We start from the raw sequence: 25,882 nt of genomic DNA on the forward strand, positions 1-25,882 counted from the left end.
GGCGAGCGGTGCCGCTTACTTGGCTGCCTTGCGGCGGCGGGCGGCGAAGCCGACCAGGCCCAGGCCGGCCAGCATCATGGCGTAGGTTTCCGGCTCAGGCACGGCGGTGGTCAGCGAGACGTTGTCCAGCGAGGTGCCCAGGCTGTCGTCGGTGCCGATGGCGGTGAACTTCAGCGACATCAACGCGCCATTGCCGGTCAGCGTGTAGGTGCGGGTTTCCCAGCCGCCGCCCAGCGAGTTGTTCACGCTGTCGACTGCGTTGCCGCCCCAGGTGACAGCCAGGCCTTGCGACGAGGTGTCCACGCCCGGACGGTCCTGGAACTGGAAGCTCAGCGTGTACTGCTGGCCGAGGCCGGTCAGCACGTCGTGGCTGATGCTGCTGTTGTGGTAGGTGTCCAGCTCGACGAAGTTGACGCCCTCCGGTGCGATGCCGACGACGTTGTTGCGCAGTTCGATGCCGTAGGCGCCGCCGGTCCAGTCGGTCAGGTTAGGGTAGATCGCCCAGGTGCCATTGGCTTGCGCGTCGGCTTCGAAACCGCCGTTCAGCAGCAGTTCGACCGGCGCGGCCATTGCGGTACCACTTGCCAGCAGGGCAGCGATTGCGACGGATTTGATCATTTTTATGGTGTTCATCGTTGTAATTCCCTGTGATGTTGTATTTTGGCAATTGATGTTTCTGATGCGACAATAGAATTGTAATTCCGTAATCATCTTATGCCAAGCGATTTTTGAGATCCAGGTAGGAATACTCTGATTTTGTGGCTTTACTGCATATCGATGCGACCGTAGAGCCCATGCGCCTCTCCGCCTGGTCCGGCGGCAAAAAACAGCGTGTTGACGGGCTGGCTGTTGACGCCCGGCCCGAAGGCGATGCCCCACAAACCGTCGATCACGATGGCGCTGCCGGCAGCGTTGGACAGCGTGCCGGCCATGGCGCCGGTGGACGGATCGTAGGCATTGATCTTGCCATCGCCGAAGTTAGCCACCAGCAGCTTGCCGCTGTAGGTGCCGAAGTTGGCCGGCGCCAGCGCCATGCCCCAGGGCGCGTTGAGTACGCCGCCCATCGCCAATTGCTTGAGCAGGTTGCCCGCCGTATCGAAGACGTCGATCGCGCCCAGCCCGGCGCCCTTGACGTCGTCGTCGCCGCCGCTTTCGCGCTGGGCGTAGGCGATGTAGATGCGGTCGCCGGCGGCCTGGATGCCGAACGGCGCGTAGTTGGCCGGCAGCGTGGTGTCGCGGAAGGCGCCGGGCAGCGTGACCTTGTTGAAGTTGGCGTCGAAGACATCGACGCGGTTGTTGTGGAAGTCGGCCGCGTACAGGTAGTTGGCGTTGTTCCAGGTGGCGATGGCCAGGCCCTTGTAGACCGCCTGTGCGCCTGCGCCATCGAACACGGTGACGGCGTTGTTGAGGTTGACCGTGGGCGACCAGGCGGCGATCTTGCCGCTTTCGGTGGCGAAGATGAACGGGCTGGCGCGGAAATCGGCGCTGCCGTTGTAGACGATGCCGGTTGGCGACGGCGGCGTGGCCACCACCAGCGCCTGCGCGACGCCGTTGCCGTCATACAGCGTGGAGGTGGAACTGCCGTTGTTGGCGACCCAGACGAAGCCGGCCGGGTTGAAGGCGATGCCCCAGGCGTTGACCAGTTTGGCGTCGGTCTGGGCGGCGCTGCCGGCGGTGTCGCCGACCAGCTTGGTGAGCTTGAACTGGGTCAGCACCGGCGGGGTGATGACCGGCGGCTGCGTCATCGGCGTATCGTAGCCGCCGCCTCCGCAGGCGGACAGGGCCAGGGCGGCAAGGGCGGTGTAAGAGCGGGTGCGCATGGCGACTCCTTTCGGGATCAGGGTTGATATCCCGTGGATTCCCGCTCGCCGCTGTGCGGTTCCCCCGCTGCGCAGATAAATCGCTAGAACGAGTAGGTGCTGCTCAGCACCCAGGCCCGCGCCGGGCGCGGCGGATAGTGGTTGTAGCGGATGCCATCGTCCTGGGTCTGTTCGCGTGCAAGCTGGATCGTCCAGTTGCCGAGCGGGACGCTGGCGCCCAGCTTGTAGTCATGGCGCGATCCGGCCGGCACGCCCGGCCACGCCATGCCGCTCAAGGTGTGCAGCAGGCCGGCGTGGGCGATCAGGTTGAAGCTGGGATGGACCGGGTAGAACAGGTTGACTTCGCCGTACAGCGTGCGGGCGTGGTGGCCGAAGTAGCGTGGCGAGTAGTACAGCCGCGTGGTGAAGCGCTCGGCCGATGCGCCGGCATAGCATTCGTTGAAATCGACGAAGTGCAGCTGGGTGTAGCTGCTGCGGCTGCACCCGGCCTCGACGCTCCAGCCCGAGCGCAGCCGCAGCGCGTAACCGCCGTAGGCTTGCACCTTGTAGCCGTTCAGATCGCCCATCGCCGCGCCGCTGGCGAACAGGCCGGCGTACCAGCCGCTGACGTGGTCGAGGTTGAGCGTGAGTTGCGGCACCACTTGGCCGTCGCCGAGCGATTGGCCGCGGTAGCGGTAGTCCGATTGCAGCGCGACGCTGCCGCTGAAATCGGTTTGCGCCATGGCGTGGCGCCACGGCAGGAGCGGCAGGATGGCGATGCAGGCGAGGGCGGCGGCGCGCAGCGTCACGGGCCGACGCCATGTTGCGTGAGACCGGCAGCGGTGCATGAACAACTGCAATTGCGGAGCAAGCGGGAGATGGTGGCGCATGCGTCGATATTAACAGTGTTCAGCGCATCGCCGGGTTGCAGCAGGCGGCGCAACTGTGCGGGCGTGGCGCCCGGTTGCAGCTGCGCCATCAAGGCCAGCATGCCGCTGACGTGGGCCGCCGCGTATGAGCTGCCGCTGACGAAGGACCAGCGGCCGCCTGGCGCCGTGGTCGGGATGTCGTTGCCGGGGGCCAGTAACGGCGGGTCGCCGGACGGGGCGGCGGCCGTGGGCGGCGCCACGGTGAGCGTTGCCGAATGTGCCGATGGCGCTGCGGCCGCCGCCAGCCTGCCTGCCGAAGGTTGCGACGCCACCGCCAGCACACCGCGATGGCTGGCGGGGAAGGCCGGGCCGGTCGCCTTCGCATCGACCGCGCCGACCACGCCGATGCCGCGTTCCAGCGCCACGTCCAGCAGCTTGTCCAGCAGGCGATCCGGCGGTCCGGCCAGGCTGAGGTTGATGACCTGGGCGCCGTTCAGGATCGCATAGTTGAGCGCCTTGCTGAGCGTGAAGCTGTTGCAGCGCGTGGCCAGGTCGGGCTGCTGCCAGCAGGCGCGCAGGCCCATCAGCCTGGCCTGCGGCGCCACGCCGACGATGCCGCCATGCCCCGCGCGCGCGGCGATGATGCCGGCCACGGCGGTGCCATGGTTTTCCGGCGGCGGCGCGGCGTTGTCGACGAAGTTGGTGTTGACGGCCAGCTGGCCCAGCAGGTCGGGATGGCTGCCGTCGATGCCGCTGTCGATCACCGCGATCTTGATGTCGCGGCCGGTGGTCTGGCGATGCAGCTCGGCCACGTGCCAGTAGCGCGCGGCGGGCTGGACCGGATAGAGCGCATCGCTGCCCGGCGGCTGCGGATTGTCGGCGGCGGCGCGGGCAGGCTGCGTCGCCATGCCTTCGAAGCTGGCCACCGGCTGCGCCCATTCCACTTGCGGATCGCGGGCCAGCTTGGCGATGATGCGTTCGGCGTTGTCGTGGTCCGGGTAGCGCATGACGTAGCAGTCCAGGCCCAGTACGGGCATGGGCCAGTCGTCGACCAGGGTCAGGCCGTGCTGGCGGGCCAGCTCCTCGGCGCGGCGGCGGCGCGCGCCGCGTCCGCTGTCGTCGATGTAGCGGCCGCCGTAGCTGGCGTCCGGACGGAAATGCGTGGCGGGCAGGCGCAGCATTACCAGCAACTGGTGCTCGCCGGGATCGCGGCCGGGCGCGGCGAGCGGCCGCAGCGTTTCGTCACCGTCCGGCGGTGCGGCCTGGGCCTGGGCCGATTGTGACGCAGCGGCGTGCGCGATCAACGGCGTGCCGGCAAGGCAGGCCAGCATCAGGCCGGTGCGTAGCCAGCGGGTGTTCACGGCGAGCTCCCTGCATCCAGCGGCTCGGCCAGCTTGACGGCCGGATCGGCGCGCATGGCCTGGACCGCGCGGTCGCGGTTGGCGGCCGGCACGGTGAGCAGGTAGGCGTCGGTCACGGTCGGGCCGTCGACCACGCGTGCACCCTGGGCTTGCAGCACGCGGCGCAGGTCGCGTTCGCTGGTGTTGGGCTGGAACACGACCACCAGATTGCCGCCGTTGCTGACCGCCGAGCCCAGCACGCGGTAGGGCGCGGGATCGCTGTCCGGCCGTAGCAGCAGGGCGCCCAGGCCGATGATCGCCACCCATTGTGCCGCCACTGTCCAGCGCAGCCATGAAGGCTGGTTGGCGGCCCCCGCGCGCCACCAGGATACGGGGCGCGGCGCGGGTGCGGGGACTGCGGCCGGCGCGGGCGCGCTCTGTTCCTGCGGCCCCAGTGCGGGCATCAGCCGGGCCAGGGCGCGTTCCATGTCCAAGCCTGCGGGCAATGCATCGCCTGCACTGCTGGCCTCGGTTCGCATATCGCGTTCCCATTCCAGATCCTGCCGGCATTCCGCGCAGGTTTGCAGGTGCTCCTGCACCCGCTGCGCCTCGTCCGGCGCCAGCTGTCCGCTGGCGAACCAAGGCAGCAATTCCTGCACCGCCTGGTGGGCCGGGATATCCATTCTGAAGATGCGCCCGTTCATCGGCTGCTCTCTCTTTCGTTCCACAACAAGTCTTTCAATCTGTGCCGCGCATGGAACATGCGGGTTTTCACCGTGTTCAGCGGACAATCCACTACTTCGGCGATATCACTGTAGGCCATGTCATGATAATAGGTCAGCACCATCACCGCGCGTTGCGCGGCGGGCAGCTGGTCCAATGCTTCGCCCACGGTTTGCTGTAGCTGCTGGCGGTTCATGGTCTGCTCCGGCTGGTTGCCGCTGTCGTCTTCGTACAGTGACGCGTCCGATTCCACCGGATCGTCGCTGGCCTTCAATCCCTTCAGGGTCTTGCGATAGGCGATGGCAAAAATCCACGTCGACACTTTGCAACTGCCATCGAAGGTGGCGGCTTTCTGCCATACCACCAGCATCGTATCGTTGACCACTTCCTCGATCAGCGCCGCATTGCGCGCCATGCGGCCGACAAAACGCGACAGGCGTGAAAAGTACGTCCTGTACAGCGTTTCAAAGGCGAGCCGGTCCCCGGCCGCTATCCTGGCCAGCAGGCGCACCTCTTCCGATTCCGGGTTCGAGCCGCTCATTTGGCCCCGTTCTTGCGGCATCCGCCATCCTCCATTTCCCCGTTAATACCTTGCCGGACGAAAACGGTTCTACAAGTTGGGAAATTTTATCGTCCTATGCTACCACCGGGTTGGGAAGGGCGGATTTCGGCAAAGGGGAAACCTGGACCTGGGTGACAATGCGTGAATATTTCCAAATGGAAAGCACGTAAAATAGTGAAATTGAAATCATTGCGCGCCCGACGGGAGGAAAGAATGAGCTATTACACGAAATTGGAAGTGAGTATCTTTGGCGACAACTCGGGTGATGAGGGCTTCTGTTCTAAGGTCGTTGAATTCGCAAAGAATGCCAAGATTGTCGATGCTGGCGGCTGGGCATCGAACTCGGGCTGGGCAACTGAGGGTGGGTATTTAGAAATAGAGCAGAATGAACTGAAGCAAGCAATGAGCGGCGAATTCACGGAGATGCATGGCTACATCGACAAATTCCTGGCGCTCTTCCTTGTGCTGTCGGCTGAGTTTTCGGACACGGTGTTCGGGGTTCGCGGCTTCGGCGAGGAGTTTGACGACGTCTGGATCTTTTATTTCAAAGATGGGAAGAGCTTTGACTCTTACCCTGAATAAGTCTGGCAGCGCGTTGTGCCGGCTGGAAGCTTCGCAGCGTTGAACGCTTGGGCAGTGCAGAGTAGGCGGCCTTCGGCCAGAAGCAGACTGAGCCCACGTGGCTGAGCCACTAAGCAAGTGCATCGAAGTTCAGAAACGGAGATATATGACTACCGCAGCTAGTGAATATGCAAAGCTGTTGACTAAGTTCGGCGCGATAGAAGGTACGGAATCAGGACAGATGTTTGGGAAGTCCTGCATTAAGGTCAACGGCAAGGCGTTTTTGTCCCTGCATAAAGAGTGGGTGATATTTAAGCTCACCGGTGAACACCATCGTAAAGCCCTCGGACTCGAAGGGGCTGAACTTTGGGACCCATCCGGCAAAGGTCGCCCGATGAGAGAATGGGTTGCAGTGCCAGCTATGGCTCACACACATTTTTCAGTCCTTGCCCAGGCTTCGTACGAATATGTCGCTGCGGGTGCACAACGGCCAAAAGCTGACCAACAACGGCTTGAACTTTATCCCGGAAATATTTAATAGAAGGTAAGGCTTAGTGGAAAGTGAAAAATCTCCAAACGTAGCCTCGTTAGTGATGCTTCTTAGTGGGCTTCCCTGTTCGTTGGCTTTTATCACCATTATGCGCATGCCCAATGAGAAGGCAACGGATCAAGGTTACGTCATGGTTTCATTGTTATTTTTATTTGCCACGTATATCTTAGCATTGGTAAGTTGTGTCATCGGTTTGGGCTACTTTTCTAGACGAATTAGGAATCGGTTACACTTGAATGCATGGAACTGGATCGTTAGCGGATATTCTTTAGCACAAGTCATTTTGCTTGCACTGTATGTTGTGATCTGATGGGTTATAACCGTTAGGTCGCGTTGCGGCCAACAACAGACATTCGATTTTTAATTTCGCAAAGATTTCCGTGTGATGAACTTCCCTTTTGAACCTCGCTCCACTTCCTATCTACGGCAGGGACAATACTGGAGTTTTCAGCTGAGCAATGGTTACTTTGCCTGCGGCTTGGTTTTGGCTCGCACTACTTCAGAAGGGAAGCTGAATCGCACTCTGTTTCTTGGAGGGCTTTTAAATTGGTCCGGCCCCTCATTGCCTACGCCGTCGAACCTAAAGAACGCCGGTGTATTGCAAAGCGGATTTATGCACATTCGAGCAATTCAGCGTAACGGTGGTGAAGTGAACGGCGCAGTTGATGGCACTTGGGATGTCGCGCCAGAGGTGGTGTACACGGGCCTGACTAGCGATGGCCCGCCAATTTGGGGTTATGGCTACATTCGTGCTCTGGCTGAAAAGCATTTTGGAGACGAAGGATGGAGCGATAAGCAGCTTAGGAAAACCGCTTGACCGGCAAGTCGGCCAGCGGCCAATAGCTGCCGCTGAAGCTTATAGAAATTGAGGAGTCAAGTATGGCAGGACAGGGTGGACCAGATGAGGAAACTTGGAAGAAGATGACGCCTGGTCAAAAACGAGGTTACTGGATTTCCGTTGCCGCCATCGTTAGTATTATTCTTGTCTTGTTTATTGTCAGCCTGTTGCGTTGAGAGCGACGCTAACGGCCAAGAACGGACACCTGGAAGTACTAAAAATTCAATTAAAGAATAAGTGATTTTCTATAAACGGTAAAATGCGCGCTTATAAATTGGCACTACTATTTATGGCATCTTACTCGCTTAGTGGTTGTTTTGGTGCCGGTACCGTCACTGGAAAAACACTTGGCTGGGATGTTAACGATGCTGGAAAAATGGCACTTTGCCCTACCAGTTACGAAAAAATGATTGTTGCCTGTGAAAATAAGTCACTTCCGAATCAGGCGGGCGCCAAAAACATTAAGCCAAACACACTTATCAGGATGTGGGGAGCACCTAACAACGAGGACCTTATAAATGGTGTCCACACATTGACCTATCGTCACGGCCTCGCTTGGCGTGGCCTTACAGTGTTCGTCATTGTTCCGATACCTCTTCTATTGCCAATGGGTTACAACAGTGCGAAATTTTCCTTCCAAAATGAAAATTTAGTGCATGTTGAATATACGTATAATGAGCTTGATGCGGCAGTTTGTGGTCTTCATAGTGAAGGGCCTGATGGTGTTGGGTGTATCACTCACTGGCACTGATGTTTGGACGCTGGACTGGTGAAATTCATGTTGCATAGGTACCCCATTAAGTCGGCGTCTGCATGGTTGCGCTTTCTATCTTTAACGAAATGGCGGCATCCGGCCATTGCCGCCGTTTGAAAAATAAGATGAGATTGAAGAATTTTTTGAAAGCTATTGGTTTCTTACTGATCGTGCTGACAACACGAGCATCGTGGGCAGACTCAGCCAGTGTCACAGCAAATTCTACTACGCCTCAGACATGCCCTGTCATAGACCAAGTACCCGATGATGCTGAATTTGTTCGCACGCATGGCATTGATCTCGCCATATTTCCGCACAAGCATCTGCCGCATCCATTTTCGGGGTGCCAATATGTTTGGATAGGCGATGCTGATGAACCAAAATCTATGGTGAAATTTAGTGTCGCATATTTCGAAGATCATCATGTTCAAAGGTTTGTGGGCCAAGAACCACGGAAAGATCCATTTAAATGTATCTATCGCAACGGGAATCTTGTACAAGGGGAATCCGAAAATGCTAAAAATTGCCCGACTGCAGAGGCGCTAGAAAATTTGTAGCGGAAGGCCCAACAATGCGGCCAGCTGGACTGTTTACACGCTGCGGGTGCCAGCAGCCACTGAGTTGGCGGCAGACCTCGGCCAAAAGTGGACGTCGCAATACCACGCCCTCATACCCAAGGGGACGTGCGCTTGCCAATGAATTATTTGCAGAAAGAAATTTAGATGGCAGACCAAATAGATGAAGTGATGGGACTATGTGCTCTATGCGGTCCGGATGATGGGCAAACGAAGGTTCTGCGCCAAAGTCATTTTTTACCGAAGTCTGTCTATAGATATCTTAACCTATCCAAAGCTGAGAATACAAAGTTATTACTCCGGACTTCGAAGAAGAACAGAGTATTTTCATTGGGAAAACAGATAACTCACGCACTGTTATGTGACACGTGTGAGGGAATAATGTCAGCAGGAGGTGAGGATTACTACGCCAAAATGATGCTCAGGGTAGACGTCAAGAACGAGTTGCCGTCCCCTGCGTATAAGATTCTCTTTGAAAGTCTCATGCCTTTATGGAAAGCACCTGGGAACGGTTATCGTCCCAATATGATTTTGAGCATAGGCAGCAATTCACTCAAAGTTATAGATTCTCGGCAACTTTATCATTTTGTGATTGGCATGTTCTGGAAATCGACGTTCGACGATTGGGACCACTGCTCAGTAATGCCCCTGGAAGCATCTCTTATCGAGGCCATGCGGAAATTCCTTCTGGGAGGGGATTCTCTTGCAGGCTATATCGTAAGGATTGTCCCTTCACTCTGGAGGGCAAAGTACGGAGTAGTTTTTCCAGTTTTGCTCCAAAAACAGCCATTTTTCTCAATACAGCAGTTTGACTTCTACCTCGAAAAAGATAAACGACAATTTAAAAGAGCAATATCGATGGACGCTGTCCCGTTGTTTTACACGATAGATTTGATGAGGTCTGAGAGCACGTTCCAAGGAATGAGTGGAATCTATAAGAATGCTGAGCAGACGAAATCTGCTGAAGAAACTCAATTGTCTTGGCCTGCGGAGTGACCGTATTCCACTATCTGTTTCAGGACGACAGGCGGCTTCGGGGCGAAAACGGCCCCACACCAAGTGTCCTCAACGGCGATCTCGGCTACCATATCGCCCATGAACCCGAACCCGCAAGTTGAACAGCTAGCCGATTTCCTGCACCAGCACCGTCGCGTACTGGTGCTGACCGGCGCCGGCCTGAGCACCGCCTCCGGCATTCCCGATTACCGCGACAAGGACGGCGTCCGCCGCGGCCGCACGCCCATCCAGGGGCCGGACTTCCGCAAGTCCGAGGCCGTCCGCCGCCGCTACTGGGCGCGCAGCATGGCCGGTTGGCCGACGCTGGCCCAGGCCGCACCGAACGCTGGCCACCAGGCCCTGGCCGAGCTGGAAACCGCCGGCCGCATCGATTCCTTGATCACCCAGAACGTCGACGGCCTGCACCAGCGCGCCGGCAGCCGCAATTTGATCGAGCTGCACGGCAATATCCACGGCGTGATCTGCCTGGACTGCCGCACGCTGCACCGCCGCGCCGACATCCAGGCCTGGCTGGTCGAGGCCAACCCGGTGCTGGCAGCCAGCGCGGCGGCCGGCGTGGACAGCGTGGTGCCAGAAGCTCGTCCCGACGGCGACGCCGAAGTCGAGCTGGACGCCTTGCAGGACTTTCACATGCCATCCTGCGACGCCTGCGGCGGCACGCTGCAGCCGGACGTGATCTTCTTCGGCGATAACATCCCGCCGCCGCGCACGGCCGCCGCGCTGCACATGATGGAGCAGGCCGATGCGCTGCTGGTGGTGGGATCGTCGCTGATGGTGTTTTCCGGCTACCGCTTCTGCAAGCTGGCGGCCGAGACGGGCAAGCCGATCGCGGCCATCAACCTGGGCAAGACCCGGGCGGACGATCTGATCGGCTTGAAAGTGGAGGCGACGGCCAGCGAGGTGCTGCCGCGCCTGTTGTAGATCAGTTCCGCTGCAGCATGGAGCGGACGATGGCTTCCTTGGCCAGCACATAATCCTGGCCGGCCAGCACGAAGTTGGTGTTCGGCTGGATTACCTTGATGTTGATGAACACCATGTCGCTGGTCTCCGCGTACGAGCCGACCACGATGGCTTGCGCATTGTGGGCGGTGGCCACTTCGCCGATCTCGCGCGTGAGCATCAGCTCGCCCTGGTTGCGCTTCAGGTAGACGCTGTTGCGCAGCTTCATTTCCAGCATGCTCAGGCCGCCTTGCGCCAGGCGCGTGGACAGCTGCTCGGACACCAGCCGGCCCAGCGTGGTGGTCTGCTCCAGCGCATCGATATTGACGATGGTGGCCATGATCAGCGGCTTGTCGGCCATCAGCTTGCCGCTGAGCTGGTGCATCAGCGAGTCGGCGGCCTTGTAGTTGGCGTCGATGAACTGGTTGGAGGAGATGGTCGAATAGTTGCCTTCGTCCTTGGTCGGCGTCGAGGAGCACGCGCCCAACAACAGCGGCAGCGCCAGCAGGGCCGCGCGGGCCAGCGGCTTGGTCAAAACTTGGATCGGCATTACATGTCTCCGCGAACTTTGAAGATACGGGTCTGTGCGGGGTCTACCGGCTCGGGGTCGATGATGCCGTACAGGACGCGGTCGCTGTCGGCCACGTAGTAGGCCGAGGTGGTGCGCGCGACGTAGCGGAACTGGTCGGACACCGAGACGGTGACGATAATTTCAGTCTTGGGCGTGGCGCCGGGGGCGAACTGGGCGTTGAACCAGGCGTAGGAATCCCAGGCACCGGCGCCCACGGCCACGCCGGCCAGTACCGGCGCTTCGATCTCGCTCAGCACCCACACGCCGGTGGCCAGCGCCGCGCTCTCGCCGTGGTAGCGGTATTGCGGCCGGTTGGCGTTGAAGGTGACGGCTTGCACGTCCATGTCGATCTTCAGCGAGCCGGCCGGTGAGCGCGACACCACATAGCCGTCGTTGACCAGCGAGGTGGTCAGCTGGGTGGTCAGCGCGCGCTGGAAGGCGCTCGGTTCTTTCGGTTCGTTGAGGAAGACCGGGCGTGGCGGACCCTTCTTGAGCTGGGCCACGATGTTTTTCTCGATATTGTCGGAGATGACGCCCCAGTGGTAAGCCGCTTGCAGCTTGGCCTGCTTGGTGGTGGGGAAGTTCGTCGCCAGCGGCGTCGGCGTGTAACGCGACGCACAACCGGCGAGCAATATTCCGGCTGCCACAGCCGTTGCAGTTTTCAGCGCCATCATTGCCTCGTCGTCAAAAGTCTAGTCCGGTTCGCGGCCGGCGCCCGCAGGGCAGGCAGGGGCCGCGAATGTAAAATCATGCTGCTCCCAGTTTAGCATGGTAGTTTCTAATTAGAAACTCGTTGGACGATAAAAAACCCGGTACGGGACCGGGTTTTGTACAGGGCGCGCAACAGAGCGAGGGCGTTTTTCAGCGGCGATTGGTCTTCATGGCGGCGGCCACTTCGCGCTTGCCGTCGCGGTCTTTCTCGGTGGCACGCTTGTCGTGCATTTTCTTACCCTTGGCGAGGCCGATTTCACATTTGACGCGGCCGCCCTTGTAATGCAGGTTCAGCGGCACCAGCGTGTAGCCGGAACACTCGACCTTGCCGATCAGCTTGTCCATCTCCTTGCGGTGCAGCAGCAGCTTGCGGGTGCGGATGGCTTCCGGCGAAATGTGGGTGGAAGCGGTCGGCAGGGCGCTGATGTGCGCGCCGAACAGGTACAGCTCGTCGCCCTTGATGGTGACGTAGGCTTCCTTGATCTGCACGCGGGCGTCGCGGATGGCTTTGACTTCCCAGCCTTCAAGAACGATACCGGCTTCGTAGCGGTCTTCAATGAAGTAGTCAAAAAAGGCTTTTTTGTTATCGGCTATGGTCATGGGATGCTATCGGTTAAACTACTGCTTCGCGCACAGAAACGCGAATAATTCAACATCATAGCAAATGGTTCGACTATGGCAGTAGTGCACAAATCAGTTTTCCTCGGATATAGCGCCCAACAGATGTTCGATCTGGTCGCGGCGATCGAGGACTATCCCCAGTTTCTGCCGTGGTGCGGTGGTGTGGAAATACGCGAACGGGACGGCAATGCGGTCACGGCCAGCGTCGGCATCAACTATCACGGCGTGCGTCAGAGCTTCACCACCTGCAATGAAAACACGCCGTCGACCGAGATCAAGATGAAGCTGGTGGACGGTCCTTTCAAGTGCCTGGACGGCGTGTGGACCTTCAAGGCGCTGCGCGAGGATGCCTGCAAGATCGAGCTGGACCTGCACTACGAGTTCTCCAGCGCCTTGCTGGCGCAGCTGGTGGGGCCGGTGTTCGGCATGATCGCCAACAGCATGGTCGATTCCTTCTGCAAACGGGCGGAAACGGTGTATGGCGGCTGACACCTTCAACATCGAGGTCTGCTACGCCAGCGACGCGCTGCAGTTCCTGCGCGCGCTGAGCGTACCGGCCGGCACCACCATCGAGCAGGCCATCGCCATCAGCGGCGTGCTGCAGGAGGCGCCGGAGATCGACCTGGCGACGATGCAGGTCGGTATCTACGCCAAGAAGAAGACGCTGGACACCGTGCTGCGCGAACACGACCGCATCGAAATCTACCGGCCGCTGATCGCCGACCCCAAAAACGCCAGGCGCCGGCGCAAATCGGCGGCCTGAGGCTACGGCGAGACGGTGCGCTTCAAAAACTCGCGCATCTGCGGCTGCTTGAAAAATTCGGTATGCCAGACCTCCGACTGTTTTTGTTGCGGCGTGCCGAAGCTCAGCATGCGTTCGTCGGCGGGTTGCGCCTCCGGTAGCAGCACGCTGGTGTAGGGCACCACCACGTCGTTGTCGGTTTCCAGCAGCATGCGGTTGATCAGCGCGCCGGTCCGTTCCAGCGCTGATTTCCCGAAATCGAAGTCGGCGCGCGCATAGTAGATGCTGGCGCTGGTCAGCAGCGTGTCGCTGCGGTTCAGCTGTCCTATCAGCGTTGAACCGGTCGCCAGCGCCTCCACGCTGGGCCGCGAGAAGCCCAGCGACACCACCATCCGCGCCAGCGCGATCACCAGGTCCAGCGCCATGCCGCCGCTGAACGAGGCGAGCATCGCCGTCGTGTTGAGGAAGTGCTGGATGTCTTCGGGCGACGCCAGCGGTGAACCCTGGTTGGCCGCCGCGACGAAGAACACCTTGCTCACCTTGGCGATACGGCCTGCGCGCTGCGCTGCGATGGCGGCCAGTACGTCATCCTCTGCATGCGGCGCGGCCGACAGCAGCGAGCGCACCGTCAATCCTCCGCGGCTGTGGCAGACGATGTCGACATCCCACCCTGCATCGGCGGGCAGGTGCGACAGCAGGTCCAGCGCGTTCTGCTGCGGCGTCTTGGCGATGGTCCAGTGGTTGTAGCCGTAGACTTGGCCGTCGTAGCGCGCCAGCAGCTGCTGCATGGTGCCGTCCGCATCGAGGTCGGCGAAGGCCCCTTCGATGGAGCTGAACACGCCGTGCACGAACAGCAGCACCTTGCGCCCGCGCGAGGCTGCCAGTTCGGCTGCGGTGGCGGGTTGGCTCCAGCCCTGGCTTAGCTTGAGCAGGCTTTCCGGCTTGTTGTGGGCTTCGATGGCCTCGATCATTTGCTGCGTCATGCGCTCCTTGACGCGCAGGGCGGCCTGCACGATCCAGTTACCGTGGCCGGCGGCGGCAGCTATCAACTGCGTGCGCTGGACCGGGAACACGAACTGGATGCAGCCGCTGTCCTTGTGGCGCACGATGTTCAGATGCGCATCGGCGATCTGCTCAGCGGGCAAGGGTGCTGCGGCGGTCAGCGTTAAAGGCGGTGCAACGATGTCCGGCGCGGCGTCGGCCAGAGCGCGCTGCAGTTCCGCATGTTTGGCGAATTGCATGGTGGTCTCCAGATAGTCCAGGCGTCAGTGTACGGCGCTCCGCCAGATCGCCGCGCCGGATTGCGCAAGCGCGGCAAGCTAGGCTACACTCGTCGTCACCACAAAACATGGGCCCACGATGAGACACAGGATGCGCAACCGGATATTCGCGATCGCCGGCTTGTGGCTCGGCCTTGTCGCAGCCCACGCGCAGGACGCTTGCCCGGCGCTGACCCGCGTCGGGTTCAGCGACCTTGGCTACACCTCCTTCCGCGAGGCCGGGGAGATACGCGGCATTTCGGTGGATGTGACCAGAGAGCTGGCGCGCAGAACCGGCTGCCGTTTCGAATTCATCTGGTTTCCGCGGCAGCGCCTGTTCGTCGAACTGGAGGCAGGGCGCATCGACATGACGCTGGCGGCGCTGCGCACGCCGGAGCGCGACGCCTACGCCAGCTTCCTGCCATACGCCTATCTTCAATACGACTTGATCTTGACCGAACCGCCCGGCCAGCGTTACACGAGCCTGACCGATTTTGTCGCGCGCGGCAGCGGAAGGCTGAACGTCACGCGCGGAATGACCTACGACCCTGCCGTTGAAGCCCAGCTGGTGCTGCTGGCCGCCGCCGGCAGACTGGAGGTGGTCAGCGATTTCGACACGGTGTTCGGCAAACTGGAAATGGGCCGCGCCGACGGCACCTTGGCCACACCGCCGATCTACGCCAGGCATCTGAAGACCCGTCGTTTCAAATTTGCGCCGTCGGTGATCCCCATGCCGGAATCGAACGCCCGCTTCACCGGCATCTACCTGTCGAAGAAGACGGTCAGCGCCGGTGCGCGGGCGCGCTATGCGAGCGCGATACGCAGCATGGTGGCCGACGAGGTGGTGCCCACGCTGTACGCCAGGTACTTCGACGACGCCACCGTCAAGCGGATATTCCGCCAGGGGGCCGCGCCGTTGCTGTCCGCTCTGGCGGTGCAGGATTGACGCTTCCCTGAATCGGCTGCATCAGCGTCCGTTGACGTTGACGGTCTGGGCCTCCAGATGCAGCCTGACGCTGGCGGCCGGTGCTGCGCCGGCCGATTCGGCCAGCGTCACCAGGTAGTCGCCGGCGGCGATCTTCCAGGTCTTGCTGGCGCTGTCGTACATGCCCAGCAGACGGGGATCGATGCGCAGCGTGGACTTGCCGCTGGCGCCAGGCTTCAGCTCGACCTTGTCCCAGCCGCCCAGGCGCTTGGGCGCTTCCCAGCCGCCGGCCACTGGCGACACGTACACCTGGCCCACAGCTTTGCCATCGCGCTTGCCGGTGTTCCTGGTGGTGAAGCTCACCTCCACGCCGTTGCCCAAGGCCCTGGCGCTCAGTTCGGAGTACGCGAAGCTGGTGTACGACAGCCCGTAGCCGAACGCGAACAGCGGCTTGTGTCCCTTCAGATCGAACCATTTGTAGCCGACCGCCGCGCCTTCGATGTCGTAGTCGGTGGCGACTTTTTCGATGATGTTTTCGTCCTTGGTCTTGGCGTCGCCGTCGATCACTGGGCGTGGCAGTTGGGCCACGGAGGCAGGGAAGGTGGCGGGCAGGCGGCCGGACGGATTGACCTCGCCGCTGATGATGCGCGCAATCGCCGCACCGCCGCTGGTGCCGGGATACCAGGCCTCCAGCACCGCGCCGGCCTTGTCCAGCCACGGCATCGCTACCGGGCCGCCGGTTTGCAGCACCACCACGGTTTTTGGATTGGCCTTGGCAACGGCGGCGATCAGCGCATCCTGCGGGCCCGGCAGGTTGAGATCGGGCGCGTCGATGCTCTCGCCCATCCACTGGTTGCCGAACACGATGGCGACATCGCTGGACGCGGCCAGCTTCGCGGCGGCTGCGGCATCCTTGCCGTCGTGGTAGACCACGCGCGCCTTGGTCAGCGCCGTCAACTGCTGCATCGGCGACGAGCGGTGATAGATCATCGGGCCGGGGAAGTGTGCAGGGCCTTCGTTGGCGACCGGCGAGCCGCCGACCGGATACACCTGCGCCGAGCCGCCGCCCGACAGCACGCCCACATCCGCATGGCCGCCGATGATGGCGATGGTGCGCACGCTGGCGTCCAGCGGCAGCAGGTTGTTCTGGTTCTTCAGCAGCACGATGGCTTCTTCGGCGTCGGCCTGCGTCACCTTGGCGTTGGCGGCGAAGTCGATGCCGGCGCCGGCCGATGTGGGCGCGGCCACCGGGTGCTCGACCAGGCCGTTGGCGAACATGGCGCGCGTGATGCGCTTGACCATGTCGTCCAGGCGGGCCTGCGGTACATGGCCGTTGACCACCGCTTCTTTCAAGCCTTCGTTGAAGTAGGCCGCCTTGTCGAATGGATGGCCGGACTGTTGATCGAGGCCTGTCAGCGCGGCCGGAATGGTGGAGTGGGTGGCGCCCCAGTCGGACATCACGAAGCCCGGATATGCCCAGTCCTGTTTCAGCACCTGGTTCAGCAGGTAGTCGCTCTCGCAGGCATAGGCGCCGTTGACGCGGTTGTAGGCGCACATCACCGCGCCGGGCTGGCCGCGCTCGATCGCGATCTGCAAGGCCAGCAGGTCGGACATGCGGCCCGCCGCATCGGCGATCTTGACGTTGACGTGGTTGCGGTTAGTCTCCTGGTCGTTGAAGGCGTAGTGTTTGACCGTGGAGACTACATGATTGGACTGGATGCCGCGTATCTGCTCGCCGACCATCACGCCGGCCAGCAGCGGATCCTCGCCGCCGTATTCGAAGTTGCGGCCGTTGCGCGGCTCGCGCATCAGGTTGACGCCGCCGGCCAGCAGGAAGTTAAAGCCGGTGCTGCGCGCCTCGCCGCCTATCATCGCGCCGCCGGCAAAGGCCAGCTTGGGGTTCCAGGTGGCGGCGGTGGCCAGGCCCGAGGGCAGGGAGGTGCGCTCGTACGGCTTCTTCGACACGGCCTGCGTGGCCACGCCGACGCCGGCGTCCGACTGGTACTGCGGCGGCAAGCCGAGGCGGGCGATGCCCGGCACGTAGCCGGCCGAATCGGGACGGCCTTCCTTCGGTGGCGTGAACTTCTTCGGCGCGAACTCGGTGGAGAAGTAGGCGAACACGGTCTGGATTTTTTCGTCCAGCGTCATCGCCGCGACTAGCTGCACGGCGCGCGCGTCCGGCGACTGCGCGCTGTCCAGCCACGGGCGCTTGTCATCCGCAGCGTGGGCCAGCATGAGGGGATAAACCAGTGCGAGTGACAGCCAGAGACGCTTCTTCATACGATTACCGTGTCCTTATAATTTGAATTGATCGTTCAACGCGGGATCAATACGTCCAGCGCGTGTGCTCCACCTGCCACGATACCGGTAACGCGGCAATCGGTCAAACGTTTACCTTCGCTCCAGACCTGTGTTTCGGCTACGTCCGAGCGTTGTATGGACAGCTTGAAGGTCGCGCCCCGGAAGGTCCGCGTGACCTTGATGCGGTCCCACTCCTTCGGCAGTTGCGGCGCGATGCGCAGCCCGTCGCCGTCACCCTGCAATCCGCACAGGCCTTCGATGAAGCAGCGGTAGGCCCAGGACACGGTACCGGTGTTGAACAACTGGCTGGAACGGCCTGCGGTGCGCGGATACTGATGCCAGGCGCCGCGATAGTAGTTGGGGATGAAGACCGGCAGTTGGCCACGTCGAAGGTAATCGTTTTCGTCCGGTCCCGGCAGCATCTGCCGCAGCAGTTTGTAGGCGCGGTCAGCCTCGCCGATGGTGTACAGGCTGTAGATGTAGAACACGGCGGCGTGATTGTAGACCGCACCGTTTTCCGCCGAGCCGGGATGCTTCTGTGTGACGCGGCCGACATCGTCGCGCATGGCGCTGTACGGCGGCGCGAACATGGCCACGCCGTAGGGCGTCGCCAGCTGCCGCTCGACCTGCTCCAGCATGGCTGCACGCTGCGCCTCGCCGGCCGCGCCGCCGAGGATGGCCCAGGCCTGTGGGTTGAGCCAGATGCGGCCTTCCACATCCTTGCTGACGCCGAAGGCGACGTTGTCGTCGGTGATGCCGCGCGCGTACCAGTTGCCATCCCACAGGTGTTCGTTGGCGGCGCGGTTGACGGCCTTGGCGCCGGCGCGGAAGTGTTTTGCGCTCTCCGTCAGCGAGGCGCTGCCGCCGTGCCGGTCGCAGATGTCGGCCCACAGGTTCAGCGCGTAGGCCGTGGCGACCGTCAGCCAGCCGGATACGCCGCGCCCCTTGTAGCCGACCATGTTCATCGGATCGCACCAGTCGCCTTGCGCGATGTAGCTCAGGCCGCGCTGGTCGCGCGCGTGCAGCAGCCAGTCCATGGCGCTGCTCACGCGTTCGGAGACGGTGAGAGCGATGCCGCTTTCGTGGCCGACCACTTCCTCGTCGAGGATGGCGTAGTCGTTGGTCTCGTCGAGGTAGACCTTGAGCGCCACCGGCAGCCATACGCAATGGTCGGTGTGCGGCACCTGGTTGATGTATTTGAGTTCGGCGCCTTTGGCCAGCAGTATCCCGTCCGGCATGGCGCCGCTGGCTTCCTGCTGCGACAGCGCGTGCAGGAAGGCTGCCCGCATCACGCCGGGCTGGATGAAGCTCATGCCCATATTGTCCTGCAGGTAGTTGCGGGTCTGCGGATCGGTGCTGAGGCGATTGACGTCGCCGTGGTAGAACACCTGGCGCGGCAGCCAGTGGTTGACGAAGTTGTCCAGTTCCGGATCCGGCGTTTCGATGTGCAGGCATCCGCGGCCTTCCGCGATGTAGGCGGCGTAGTCGCGGCGCGCCGCGTCGAAGGCGGCGGCGCTCAGGTACCTGGCGCGCATGGCCGCGATCTCGGCGTCGTCGAAGGCGGGGCCGAACAGGAAGCGGTAGTCGTGCGATGCATGCCCGGCCAGCGCCAGGTGGTACTGCACGGCGGCTGTTGGCGTTTCGTAGCGTGCGTCGCTGTTGGAGAGCTGGTCGGCCTGGATGGAAGAGGGATGATGCAGGCCGCCTTCACCTTCGAAGGCGTGCTGCTGCGCTTCCCAGGCCTGCGGCGCTTCCTCGCACAGGAAGTAGGTCTTGTCCTTGAAGTCTTTTTGCTTGAAGTAGTCGGCCACCTTCTGGTACGGCGCGACGCTGCTGGCGACCACGCCGCCGAGGTCCGCGCGGTATTCGGCGGACTGGTTCATCCACGACATGTAGCCGATCGGGAAGTAGGGATAGACGCTCAGCCGGCGCGGCCGGCCGGACAAGTCGGTCACGCGCAGCGACCACAGTTCCGCCACGTCGTCGGTGGGCAGGCTCAGTGTCAGTTCGACGCGCACGCCCAGGTGTTCGACGGTCCAGGCGATGTCGCTTTTGCCGACCGAGAAAGCGAAAGCGTCCACCGGCGCGCGCACCGGTTCGTACGGCGCGGAGAACAGCTGTCCGCTGTCCTCGTCCTTGATGTAGAAGAAGCGGCCCGGATGATGGGCGTAGTAGTTCTGCTCCGGCTGCATGAAGGTCTTGGCCTCCAGGTTGGGTGCGTGCGCATACTTGGCGGGCTCCGGCTGCATGAACTGCGCGGTGGCGTAGCCGCGGCAGGTCACTTGGATCATCATCCTGCGGTTCCACAGGAAGCCCGCCGCGCGCGGCATCGCCGTGGGGCTGGTCAGTTCGTAGCGGTCGCCGTTGTGGGTGGGGCGTAGCATCAAGCGATCTCCATCATGAGGTTTTGCGCGCGGCCAGATCCGCCTGGATCTGTACCAGCCTGGCGTTGTCGAGGTTATAGAAGAACATGGCGGCGACGGCCAACAGCGCGAACGCCGCCGGTATCAATGACATCAGCCACACGATGCCTGCCTGCGAACCGGACGACTGCGCCACATTGGCGACGTAGCCGAGCCGTGTGAACAGCCAGCCGATAACCGCCACGGCGACGGCGGTGCCCAGCTTTTGCGAGAAGGTGGCGGCGGCGAAGGTCATGGCGGTGGCGCGGCGGCCGGTGCGCCATTCGTTGTAGTCGGCGGTGTCGGCGTACATCGAAAAAGCCAGCGGCGATTTCGGACCGAGCACCAGGCCGGTGGCGATCTGCAGCGCGAACATCAGTTCGACCTGCTCCCGGCCGACGAAGAAGAAGGCCAGCGACAGCAGGGAGGTGGCGCTCATCAGCAGCATCATCAGCCGCTTCTTGTCGATGAAGCGCGTCAGGAACGGCGTCAGCGCGGCGCCGGCGGCGGCCGAGATCATATAGGCCGGCACGAAGCCCTGCATCAGCTCCGGCCTGCCCACCACGTACTTGAAGTAGTAGGCCGCGCTGGTGGTGCGCAGCGTGATGGTGATCATGATGATCAGCGCCAGGAAGAACAGCACCGTCCACGGGCGGTTCTGCGACAGGTCGCGCAGGTCTTGCCATACCTTGGTCTTTTGCGCGGCGGGCGGTGCGATGCGTTCGCGCGTGTTCAGGAAGGTCAGCACGAACAGGGCCGAGGCCAGCACGCCCCACGCCAGCATCGTCAATTGCCAGCCCAGCTGCTCATTGCCGCCGCCCAGCCAGCGCACCAGCGCCGGCGTGGCCGCCGTCACCAGCGTGCCGCCGGCGAAGGCGAAGATGAAGCGCAGGCTGTTGACGGTGGCGCGCTCCTGCGGATCGGCGGAGAGCACGCCGGACAAGGCGTTGTACGGGATGTTGATGCAGGTGTAGCAGATCATCATCAGCAGATAGGTGCCGTAGGCCCAGGCCAGTTTGCCGCCGTCCGGCAGATCGGGCGTGGTGTAGGTGAGCAGGGCGGCGCAGGCCAGCGGCACGGGAAGCCATATCAGGTAAGGACGGAACTTGCCGTGGCGGGTGACGGTGCGGTCGGCGGCGGCGCCGATCAGCGGATCGGTGAAGGCGTTGACGATCTTGATGGTGAAGACCATGGACGCCGCCGCCGCGGCCGAGATGCCGAAGACGTCGGTGTAGAAGATCAGCAGGAAGGTGGCGATATTGGTCCAATAAAAATTGAAACCCATATCGGCGACGCCGTAGCCGATCTTTTCGCGCCAGGTCAGTGGTGTGTGCATGATGATAGCGCTAACAATAGTGGGCTCAGTGTACGGCTTTGGCGTAATTTGTAAACCGGAATTGATGCTGCGACGCAGCAGCGGTGCGGCCCTCAGGCGTTTATCAGGCGCTCTCGCGCGCCATCAGCGTGAAGCCGAGGTCGACCTGCCGGTTGGCCGGCTCTTCGCCCTTGATCACCGCGCGCAGCAGCCTGGCGGCCTCGAAACCGATGCGGTAGCGCGGCGTGCCGATGGTGGTCAGCGAGGGATTCATCCACGCCGAGGCCGGCAGATCGTTGAAGCCGCAGATGGCCAGCTGCGACGGCACCGCGATGCCGCGCCGCTGGCACTGGTAGATGGCGCCGTGGGCCAGGTCGTCGTTGCAGCAGAAAATGGCGTCGCAATCGGGCGCCTGCGCCAGCATGCGGCCCACCAGCTCGGCGCCCAGTGCGATGGTCGACGGCTCGCCCACCATCACTTCCAGCTTGATGTCGGCCAGGCCGGCGTCCAGCATCGCCCGACGGTAGCCCTCGGCGCGGCGCAGCGTGCGCTCGTCCAGCTGCGCGCCCATGAAGCCGATGCGCTTGTGGCCTTTTTCGATCAGGTAGCGCGTCATCGCGTGGCCGGCCTGGAACTGCGAGAAGCCCACCGTCAGCTGAGCCGGGTCGGTGGACATGTCCATCATCGACACCACCGGCACGCGGGAATTGGTCAGGATCTGCTGCACGCGCGGGCTGTGGCTCAGGCCGGAGAGCAGCATGCCGTCGGGATTCGATTGCAGGTAGGTGCCGATCAGCTTTTCCTCTTCCTTGTCGGAGTAGCGGGTGTTGCCGATCAGGATCTGGTAGTCGTCGGCGTCGAGCGCATCCTGGACGCCGGCCAGCACTTCGGTGAACACTGCGTTCGACAGCGACGGCACCAGCACCGCGATCACCTTCGACTGCGACGAAGCCAGCGCGCGGGCGGCGCGGTTGGGCACGTAGCCCAGTTCGGTGACGGCCTGTTCCACGCGGTCGCGCAGCGCCTGCGACACCATGTCCGGCTGGGTGATGGCGCGCGAGGCGGTCATGGTCGCCACGCCGGCGCGTTCGGCCACCATCGCCAAAGTGATGCGGCCGCTGGCGCGGCTCTTGTTCGCTGCAGTCTTGATCATGAGGTGCCGGTCATATGCATGTTTGATAGCGATATCATACGGCAGCTTGGCCTTGCCCCGACAGGGGCTATTTGCAGCCAGCCAACACTTTCTGGTTCTTTTTCGCCATTTCCGCGCGTTCCTCGTCGCCCATGATGCCGCGTTCGCCGTTTTTATCGTAATTGCTCAGGCGCAGGCCGTCGGCCAGCGCCTGCTGATTCTTGCGGGCGGCGTCGCAGTTGGCGGCGATGTCGGCTTTCTGCTGGGCTTCGGCGGCGGCCTTCTTGTCGGCTGCTGCGGCGTCGGCCTTGCGCTTGTTGAAGTCGGCGTTGCGCTCGGCCAGCGTGGGCGGGCGCTTGGCGGGCGGCGCATCCGGGGTGGCGGCGTCGGCGGCGGGTGCTTCGGCCTCGGCCGGCGCTGCGGCGTTGGGATTGAACGGCGCCTTGCCGGGCGCCTTCAATATGCGCTGCTCCGGCACCGACGGCGGCGGCGGGCGGTCCGACAGCTGCTTGACGCCCTTGTCGTCGAGCCACATGTACTGGGCGATTGCCAGCGAGGATGCGGCCAGCAACAGGGCGCCGCTGAGGCAATGCAGAGTACGGTGTTTCATGGGGACGCTCCTTAGGGCACGCATAGATTTCGCCATGATTCACAGCAACTGTCAACTGGAAAGCAAAAAAGCCCGCCGTCCGGGTGGACGACGGGCTTTCGGCAAAGAGCAGGGATGTCTTACCAGCCGATGTCGCGCAGCAGCGGGAAGGACAGGTCGAACGGTGGCGTGACCTCATGCGTCAGGTCGCCGTTGATTGCCGGCTCCATCAGCAGGTTAGGGAAGGCGCTGGTGTCGTAGTGCGATACCGACGAACCGCCCTGGTATGGATTCGGCGCGAACATCAGCAGGCGGCCGGACGCATCGGCGCCGGCGCGCATGGCTAGGTTCACACCCAGGTTGGCAAACACGTTGGAGTGCAGGCGGGTGCGCTTGGACAGTGCCACTTTCAGCGCGTTGCCGTCTTCCAGCGAGATGCGCACCGCAGGAATGGTGACGCTAGGATCGGCGCCACCGAGGCCTGGCGGCGGCGAGCCGGCGACGTTGTCGGCGACGATCACGCCGATCGCGCCGGCATCCTGTACAGCCTTGGCTTTGATGGTGAACGAGCAGACGCCGCGATCGACCAGGGCGATCTTGCCGTTGACCGCGGCGGCATTGGCTGCCGACAGCGGGCCGCAGGCCAGGCCGAGGTTAGGTGCGGTGTCCACCACCGGCATGATTTCGCCGGTCATGCCCGGGCTGCTCAGCGCAGGACCGAAGCTGGCGGTGCCGACCTGGACGGTGCCGGCGATATTGGCCGGGCTGATCAGCGTCAGCGCAGGCGAACCCTGTTGCAGCAGGGTGGAGCCGGCGCCGTTGGCGATCGCGCCGGTCCACACCAGCTTGCCGGATTTGAGCGACGACGCGGCGCGCTCGGCGTCGGTCATGTCTTTCCACAGTTTGTTGGTGGTGGCGTCCTTCAGGAAGAAGTCCCAGATACTCGGCGTGCCGGCCAGTTGGGCGCCGGTCGAGCCGTTGGTGTAGGTCTGGAAGCCCAGGCCGTGGCCGAACTCGTGGGTCAGCACCGTCACCAGGTCGACGGCGGTGCCGTGGTTGCCGTCCAGGCCCAGATAGAACGGCGAGCCGGACAGGCAGGTGGACTTGCCCAGGTTGATGTTGAAGCGGGCGCGGATATCGGCGGTGCTGCTGTCCGGATCGCTGCCGGTCAGCTTGCCGGTCTGCGCCTTGCCATACCAGGCGCCGGCCTGCGGTGCGCCGGCGAAGTCGCGGAACACCTGGGTCGCGCCGGCGCTGCCGAGCACGGCCGAGGTCGGGGTGCAGGTCAGCGCTTCCCAGGTCGACAGCACGCGGATGGTGCTGCTGCTGGTCAGGGTGGCGCCCCATTTGTTGGCGGCGGCCTGGAAGGCGTTCAGGCGCTGCACGCCCAGCGTGGTGCCGGCGTTGCCGCCGACCGGTGCGACCACGGTCGGGTCATTGAAGCCGACGTTGGCAGGGTCGCCGTTGACGATGACGATGGTTGCAGCAGCCCAGGTCGACGAGGCAAACAGGCAGGCGGCCGCAGCGGCCATGGCGTTCAGGGTGAAGCGCTTCATTGTTTTTCTCCTTGCACGGCTGGCAGGCTATGGCCGTGGGCCAGGTGGTGGGCGACGTCCTCACCGGGAACGCAGGATTCGATCAGTTTGCCGTCAGCATCCTTTTGGACGACGGCAAAGCTGGCGGTCGATTCGTCGAGCGCGAGGCCGACGCCGCCGCGCGAGGTGGTCAGCGGCGCTGCGCGGCCGCCGGCTTTGACGCGGGCGCCGGCTGGGGCGAATTTGGCGCTGCTGGACGGTACGGCTGCGGCAGCCAGTTCGGCGGCCTGTTCTGCCGACGGGCCGACCAGTTGGCCGGTGCCTGCATCTTTATAGGCGACCATGCCGTTGCCGGTTGGCGTGGCGTTGACGTTCAGCTCAGGCTGGACGACGACGCGGGCGTTCGGGAAGCTCATCAGGCCATTCGGGCCGGTGACTTGCGGCTCGGCGGCTTGTGCCACCAGGGTGCTGGCGGACAGGCCGGCCAGTGCCAGCAGGCGCAGTTTCTTGCGGCTGACGGCGACCACGCCCAGGCCCAGCAGCAGCATCAGCGCAGCGGTAGGCTCAGGTACGGCGCTGACGCTGACCGAGTCGATGCCGACGAAGTTGCCGTCGCCGGCAGCGGTGACGTAGCGGAATGCGAAGCGGCCGGTGGTGTCGCCGGACAGGCCGGACAGCGGTACCGAGTAGTTCACCCAGCCGGTGTCGGTGCTGGAGGTGTATGCCGGGTGCAGCAGGACGAAATCGCCGACCGACGAGATGGTCGAGCCGACGTTCGCGCTGGCGCCGTGGGTGCTGTAGTAGACCTCGACGTTATCGGTAAAGCCCTGGCCGAGCAGGCGCAGCGAGAAGTTCAGCTTTTCGCCGTTCGACAGTGCCAGCTCCGGGGTCAGCAGCCAATTGCTGACGGTGCCGCCAAAAGTGGCGTTGGTGTAGTCGGCCGCGATGTAGGAATTTGCGGGGCCGGAAGCGGCGCCGAAATAGCCCGGGTCGCCCTGGAACCAGTTGGTCGAGCCGATCACGTTGTTGACCCCTCCGACCGAGCCAGTGCTGTTGTTGGTCATCACCCAGCCGCTTGCGCCGAGGGTGCTGATGTCATTGAATCCTTCGTTCAACAAAGGACTGGCGAAGACGGAGCTGGTAGCAACGGTGGCTACGAGTCCGATCAGGTATTTATTCAAGTTCATGATGCCCCAATGGTATTGTTTGCTTGCATACAATTCGCTACGGCAAGCGAGCGCGTTGAACATGT

At 62.5% G+C, this 25,882-nt stretch carries 28 protein-coding genes; 11 read left to right on the forward strand and 17 right to left on the reverse strand.

The annotated features are described in order from the left end of the window. Positions 1–15: 15 nt before the first annotated feature. From GEV01_RS00655 to GEV01_RS00680, 6 genes are all read right to left on the reverse strand, one after another. Positions 16–633 (reverse strand): FxDxF family PEP-CTERM protein, encoded by a 618-nt coding sequence (locus GEV01_RS00655; RefSeq protein ID WP_152800727.1) that lies wholly within the window; start codon positions 631–633, stop codon positions 16–18. 131 nt (positions 634–764) lie between these two features. Then, complete coding sequence (locus GEV01_RS00660) at positions 765–1,820, reverse strand: TIGR03118 family protein (protein ID WP_152800729.1); 1,056 nt, start codon at positions 1,818–1,820, stop codon at positions 765–767. Positions 1,821–1,903: 83 nt separating this feature from the next. Next, positions 1,904–2,608, reverse strand: a complete 705-nt coding sequence (locus GEV01_RS00665; RefSeq protein WP_328595401.1) for a TorF family putative porin — start codon at positions 2,606–2,608, stop codon at positions 1,904–1,906. After that, positions 2,605–4,029 (reverse strand): S8 family peptidase, encoded by a 1,425-nt coding sequence (locus GEV01_RS00670; RefSeq protein ID WP_328595402.1) that lies wholly within the window; start codon positions 4,027–4,029, stop codon positions 2,605–2,607. Before GEV01_RS00670 ends, GEV01_RS00665 begins: the two co-directional genes overlap by 4 nt. Further along, a complete protein-coding gene (locus GEV01_RS00675) occupies positions 4,026–4,712 on the reverse strand; it encodes a zf-HC2 domain-containing protein (protein WP_152800735.1) in 687 nt (228 codons plus the stop codon). Before GEV01_RS00675 ends, GEV01_RS00670 begins: the two co-directional genes overlap by 4 nt. Further along, positions 4,709–5,293, reverse strand: coding sequence for an RNA polymerase sigma factor (locus tag GEV01_RS00680; RefSeq protein ID WP_152800737.1), 585 nt, complete (start codon positions 5,291–5,293; stop codon positions 4,709–4,711). Before GEV01_RS00680 ends, GEV01_RS00675 begins: the two co-directional genes overlap by 4 nt. Positions 5,294–5,506: 213 nt before the next feature. Here GEV01_RS00680 and GEV01_RS00685 point away from each other — a divergent pair, with 213 nt between their 5' ends. From GEV01_RS00685 to GEV01_RS00715, 8 genes are all read left to right on the forward strand, one after another. Continuing rightward, positions 5,507–5,875, forward strand: a complete 369-nt coding sequence (locus GEV01_RS00685) for a hypothetical protein (protein ID WP_152800739.1) — start codon at positions 5,507–5,509, stop codon at positions 5,873–5,875. Between the two features lie 145 nt (positions 5,876–6,020). Further along, a complete protein-coding gene (locus GEV01_RS30685; protein ID WP_175022855.1) occupies positions 6,021–6,392 on the forward strand; it encodes a hypothetical protein in 372 nt (123 codons plus the stop codon). Between the two features lie 397 nt (positions 6,393–6,789). Beyond that, positions 6,790–7,221 (forward strand): hypothetical protein, encoded by a 432-nt coding sequence (locus GEV01_RS00695; protein ID WP_217428322.1) that lies wholly within the window; start codon positions 6,790–6,792, stop codon positions 7,219–7,221. A gap of 62 nt (positions 7,222–7,283) precedes the next feature. Next, entirely contained in the window at positions 7,284–7,418 is a 135-nt protein-coding gene (locus GEV01_RS31275; RefSeq protein WP_268878346.1) for a hypothetical protein, read from the forward strand. Between the two features lie 83 nt (positions 7,419–7,501). Continuing rightward, positions 7,502–7,993: a hypothetical protein gene (locus GEV01_RS00700; RefSeq protein ID WP_152800743.1), complete on the forward strand. Its 492-nt coding sequence runs from the start codon at positions 7,502–7,504 to the stop codon at positions 7,991–7,993. 62 nt (positions 7,994–8,055) lie between these two features. Next, on the forward strand, positions 8,056–8,553 hold the full coding sequence (locus GEV01_RS00705; protein ID WP_152800745.1) for a hypothetical protein: 498 nt from the start codon (positions 8,056–8,058) through the stop codon (positions 8,551–8,553). Between the two features lie 165 nt (positions 8,554–8,718). Next, on the forward strand, positions 8,719–9,567 hold the full coding sequence (locus GEV01_RS00710; protein WP_152800747.1) for a hypothetical protein: 849 nt from the start codon (positions 8,719–8,721) through the stop codon (positions 9,565–9,567). 99 nt (positions 9,568–9,666) lie between these two features. Continuing rightward, entirely contained in the window at positions 9,667–10,509 is an 843-nt protein-coding gene (locus GEV01_RS00715) for an NAD-dependent protein deacetylase (protein WP_152800749.1), read from the forward strand. A 1-nt stretch (position 10,510) separates the two neighbouring features. Here GEV01_RS00715 and GEV01_RS00720 read toward each other — a convergent pair whose 3' ends face one another. The 3 genes from GEV01_RS00720 to smpB form a co-directional block, all read right to left on the reverse strand. Beyond that, positions 10,511–11,077: a FlgO family outer membrane protein gene (locus tag GEV01_RS00720; protein WP_152800751.1), complete on the reverse strand. Its 567-nt coding sequence runs from the start codon at positions 11,075–11,077 to the stop codon at positions 10,511–10,513. Further along, a complete protein-coding gene (locus GEV01_RS00725; RefSeq protein WP_235914110.1) occupies positions 11,077–11,772 on the reverse strand; it encodes a hypothetical protein in 696 nt (231 codons plus the stop codon). The genes GEV01_RS00720 and GEV01_RS00725 overlap by 1 nt, the downstream gene beginning before the upstream one ends. A 187-nt stretch (positions 11,773–11,959) precedes the next feature. After that, the gene (smpB, locus tag GEV01_RS00730; protein WP_152800753.1) at positions 11,960–12,409 is read right to left on the reverse strand and encodes an SsrA-binding protein SmpB; all 450 of its coding nucleotides are present in this window, start codon (positions 12,407–12,409) and stop codon (positions 11,960–11,962) included. A 75-nt stretch (positions 12,410–12,484) separates the two neighbouring features. Between smpB and GEV01_RS00735 the strand changes: the two genes are divergently transcribed. Together GEV01_RS00735 and GEV01_RS00740 are read left to right on the forward strand one after the other, a co-directional pair. Beyond that, positions 12,485–12,919 (forward strand): type II toxin-antitoxin system RatA family toxin, encoded by a 435-nt coding sequence (locus tag GEV01_RS00735; protein WP_070360913.1) that lies wholly within the window; start codon positions 12,485–12,487, stop codon positions 12,917–12,919. Further along, a complete protein-coding gene (locus GEV01_RS00740; RefSeq protein ID WP_152800755.1) occupies positions 12,909–13,193 on the forward strand; it encodes an RnfH family protein in 285 nt (94 codons plus the stop codon). The genes GEV01_RS00735 and GEV01_RS00740 overlap by 11 nt, the downstream gene beginning before the upstream one ends. Before the next feature lie 2 nt (positions 13,194–13,195). Here the strand turns inward: GEV01_RS00740 and GEV01_RS00745 are convergent, their stop codons facing one another. Further along, positions 13,196–14,413 carry an esterase/lipase family protein gene (locus tag GEV01_RS00745; RefSeq protein ID WP_152800757.1) on the reverse strand — a complete coding sequence of 406 codons (1,218 nt, stop codon included), beginning with the start codon at positions 14,411–14,413 and terminating at the stop codon, positions 13,196–13,198. A 130-nt stretch (positions 14,414–14,543) separates the two neighbouring features. Here GEV01_RS00745 and GEV01_RS00750 point away from each other — a divergent pair, with 130 nt between their 5' ends. Next, the gene (locus GEV01_RS00750) at positions 14,544–15,377 is read left to right on the forward strand and encodes a substrate-binding periplasmic protein (protein ID WP_175022857.1); all 834 of its coding nucleotides are present in this window, start codon (positions 14,544–14,546) and stop codon (positions 15,375–15,377) included. 21 nt (positions 15,378–15,398) lie between these two features. On the opposite strand, the gene GEV01_RS00755 is transcribed toward GEV01_RS00750, so the two are convergent. The 7 genes from GEV01_RS00755 to GEV01_RS00785 all read right to left on the reverse strand — a co-directional run bounded on the left by GEV01_RS00755 (position 15,399) and on the right by GEV01_RS00785 (position 25,817). Beyond that, a complete protein-coding gene (locus GEV01_RS00755) occupies positions 15,399–17,636 on the reverse strand; it encodes a beta-glucosidase family protein (RefSeq protein WP_152800761.1) in 2,238 nt (745 codons plus the stop codon). 35 nt (positions 17,637–17,671) lie between these two features. Next, entirely contained in the window at positions 17,672–20,041 is a 2,370-nt protein-coding gene (locus tag GEV01_RS00760) for a GH36-type glycosyl hydrolase domain-containing protein (RefSeq protein WP_152800763.1), read from the reverse strand. A gap of 13 nt (positions 20,042–20,054) precedes the next feature. After that, the gene (locus GEV01_RS00765; RefSeq protein WP_152800765.1) at positions 20,055–21,395 is read right to left on the reverse strand and encodes an MFS transporter; all 1,341 of its coding nucleotides are present in this window, start codon (positions 21,393–21,395) and stop codon (positions 20,055–20,057) included. Positions 21,396–21,498: 103 nt separating this feature from the next. Further along, the gene (gntR, locus tag GEV01_RS00770) at positions 21,499–22,527 is read right to left on the reverse strand and encodes an HTH-type transcriptional regulator GntR (protein WP_152800767.1); all 1,029 of its coding nucleotides are present in this window, start codon (positions 22,525–22,527) and stop codon (positions 21,499–21,501) included. Positions 22,528–22,594: 67 nt separating this feature from the next. Then, on the reverse strand, positions 22,595–23,116 hold the full coding sequence (locus tag GEV01_RS00775) for a DUF4124 domain-containing protein (RefSeq protein WP_152800769.1): 522 nt from the start codon (positions 23,114–23,116) through the stop codon (positions 22,595–22,597). Positions 23,117–23,235: 119 nt separating this feature from the next. Beyond that, positions 23,236–24,651: a PA domain-containing protein gene (locus GEV01_RS00780; protein ID WP_152800771.1), complete on the reverse strand. Its 1,416-nt coding sequence runs from the start codon at positions 24,649–24,651 to the stop codon at positions 23,236–23,238. After that, complete coding sequence (locus GEV01_RS00785; RefSeq protein ID WP_235914112.1) at positions 24,648–25,817, reverse strand: choice-of-anchor J family PEP-CTERM protein; 1,170 nt, start codon at positions 25,815–25,817, stop codon at positions 24,648–24,650. Before GEV01_RS00785 ends, GEV01_RS00780 begins: the two co-directional genes overlap by 4 nt. Positions 25,818–25,882: the final 65 nt, after the last annotated feature.

The sequence above is a fragment of the Rugamonas rivuli genome, assembly GCF_009380165.1.
Classification (GTDB): Bacteria; Pseudomonadota; Gammaproteobacteria; order Burkholderiales; family Burkholderiaceae_D; genus Rugamonas; species Rugamonas rivuli.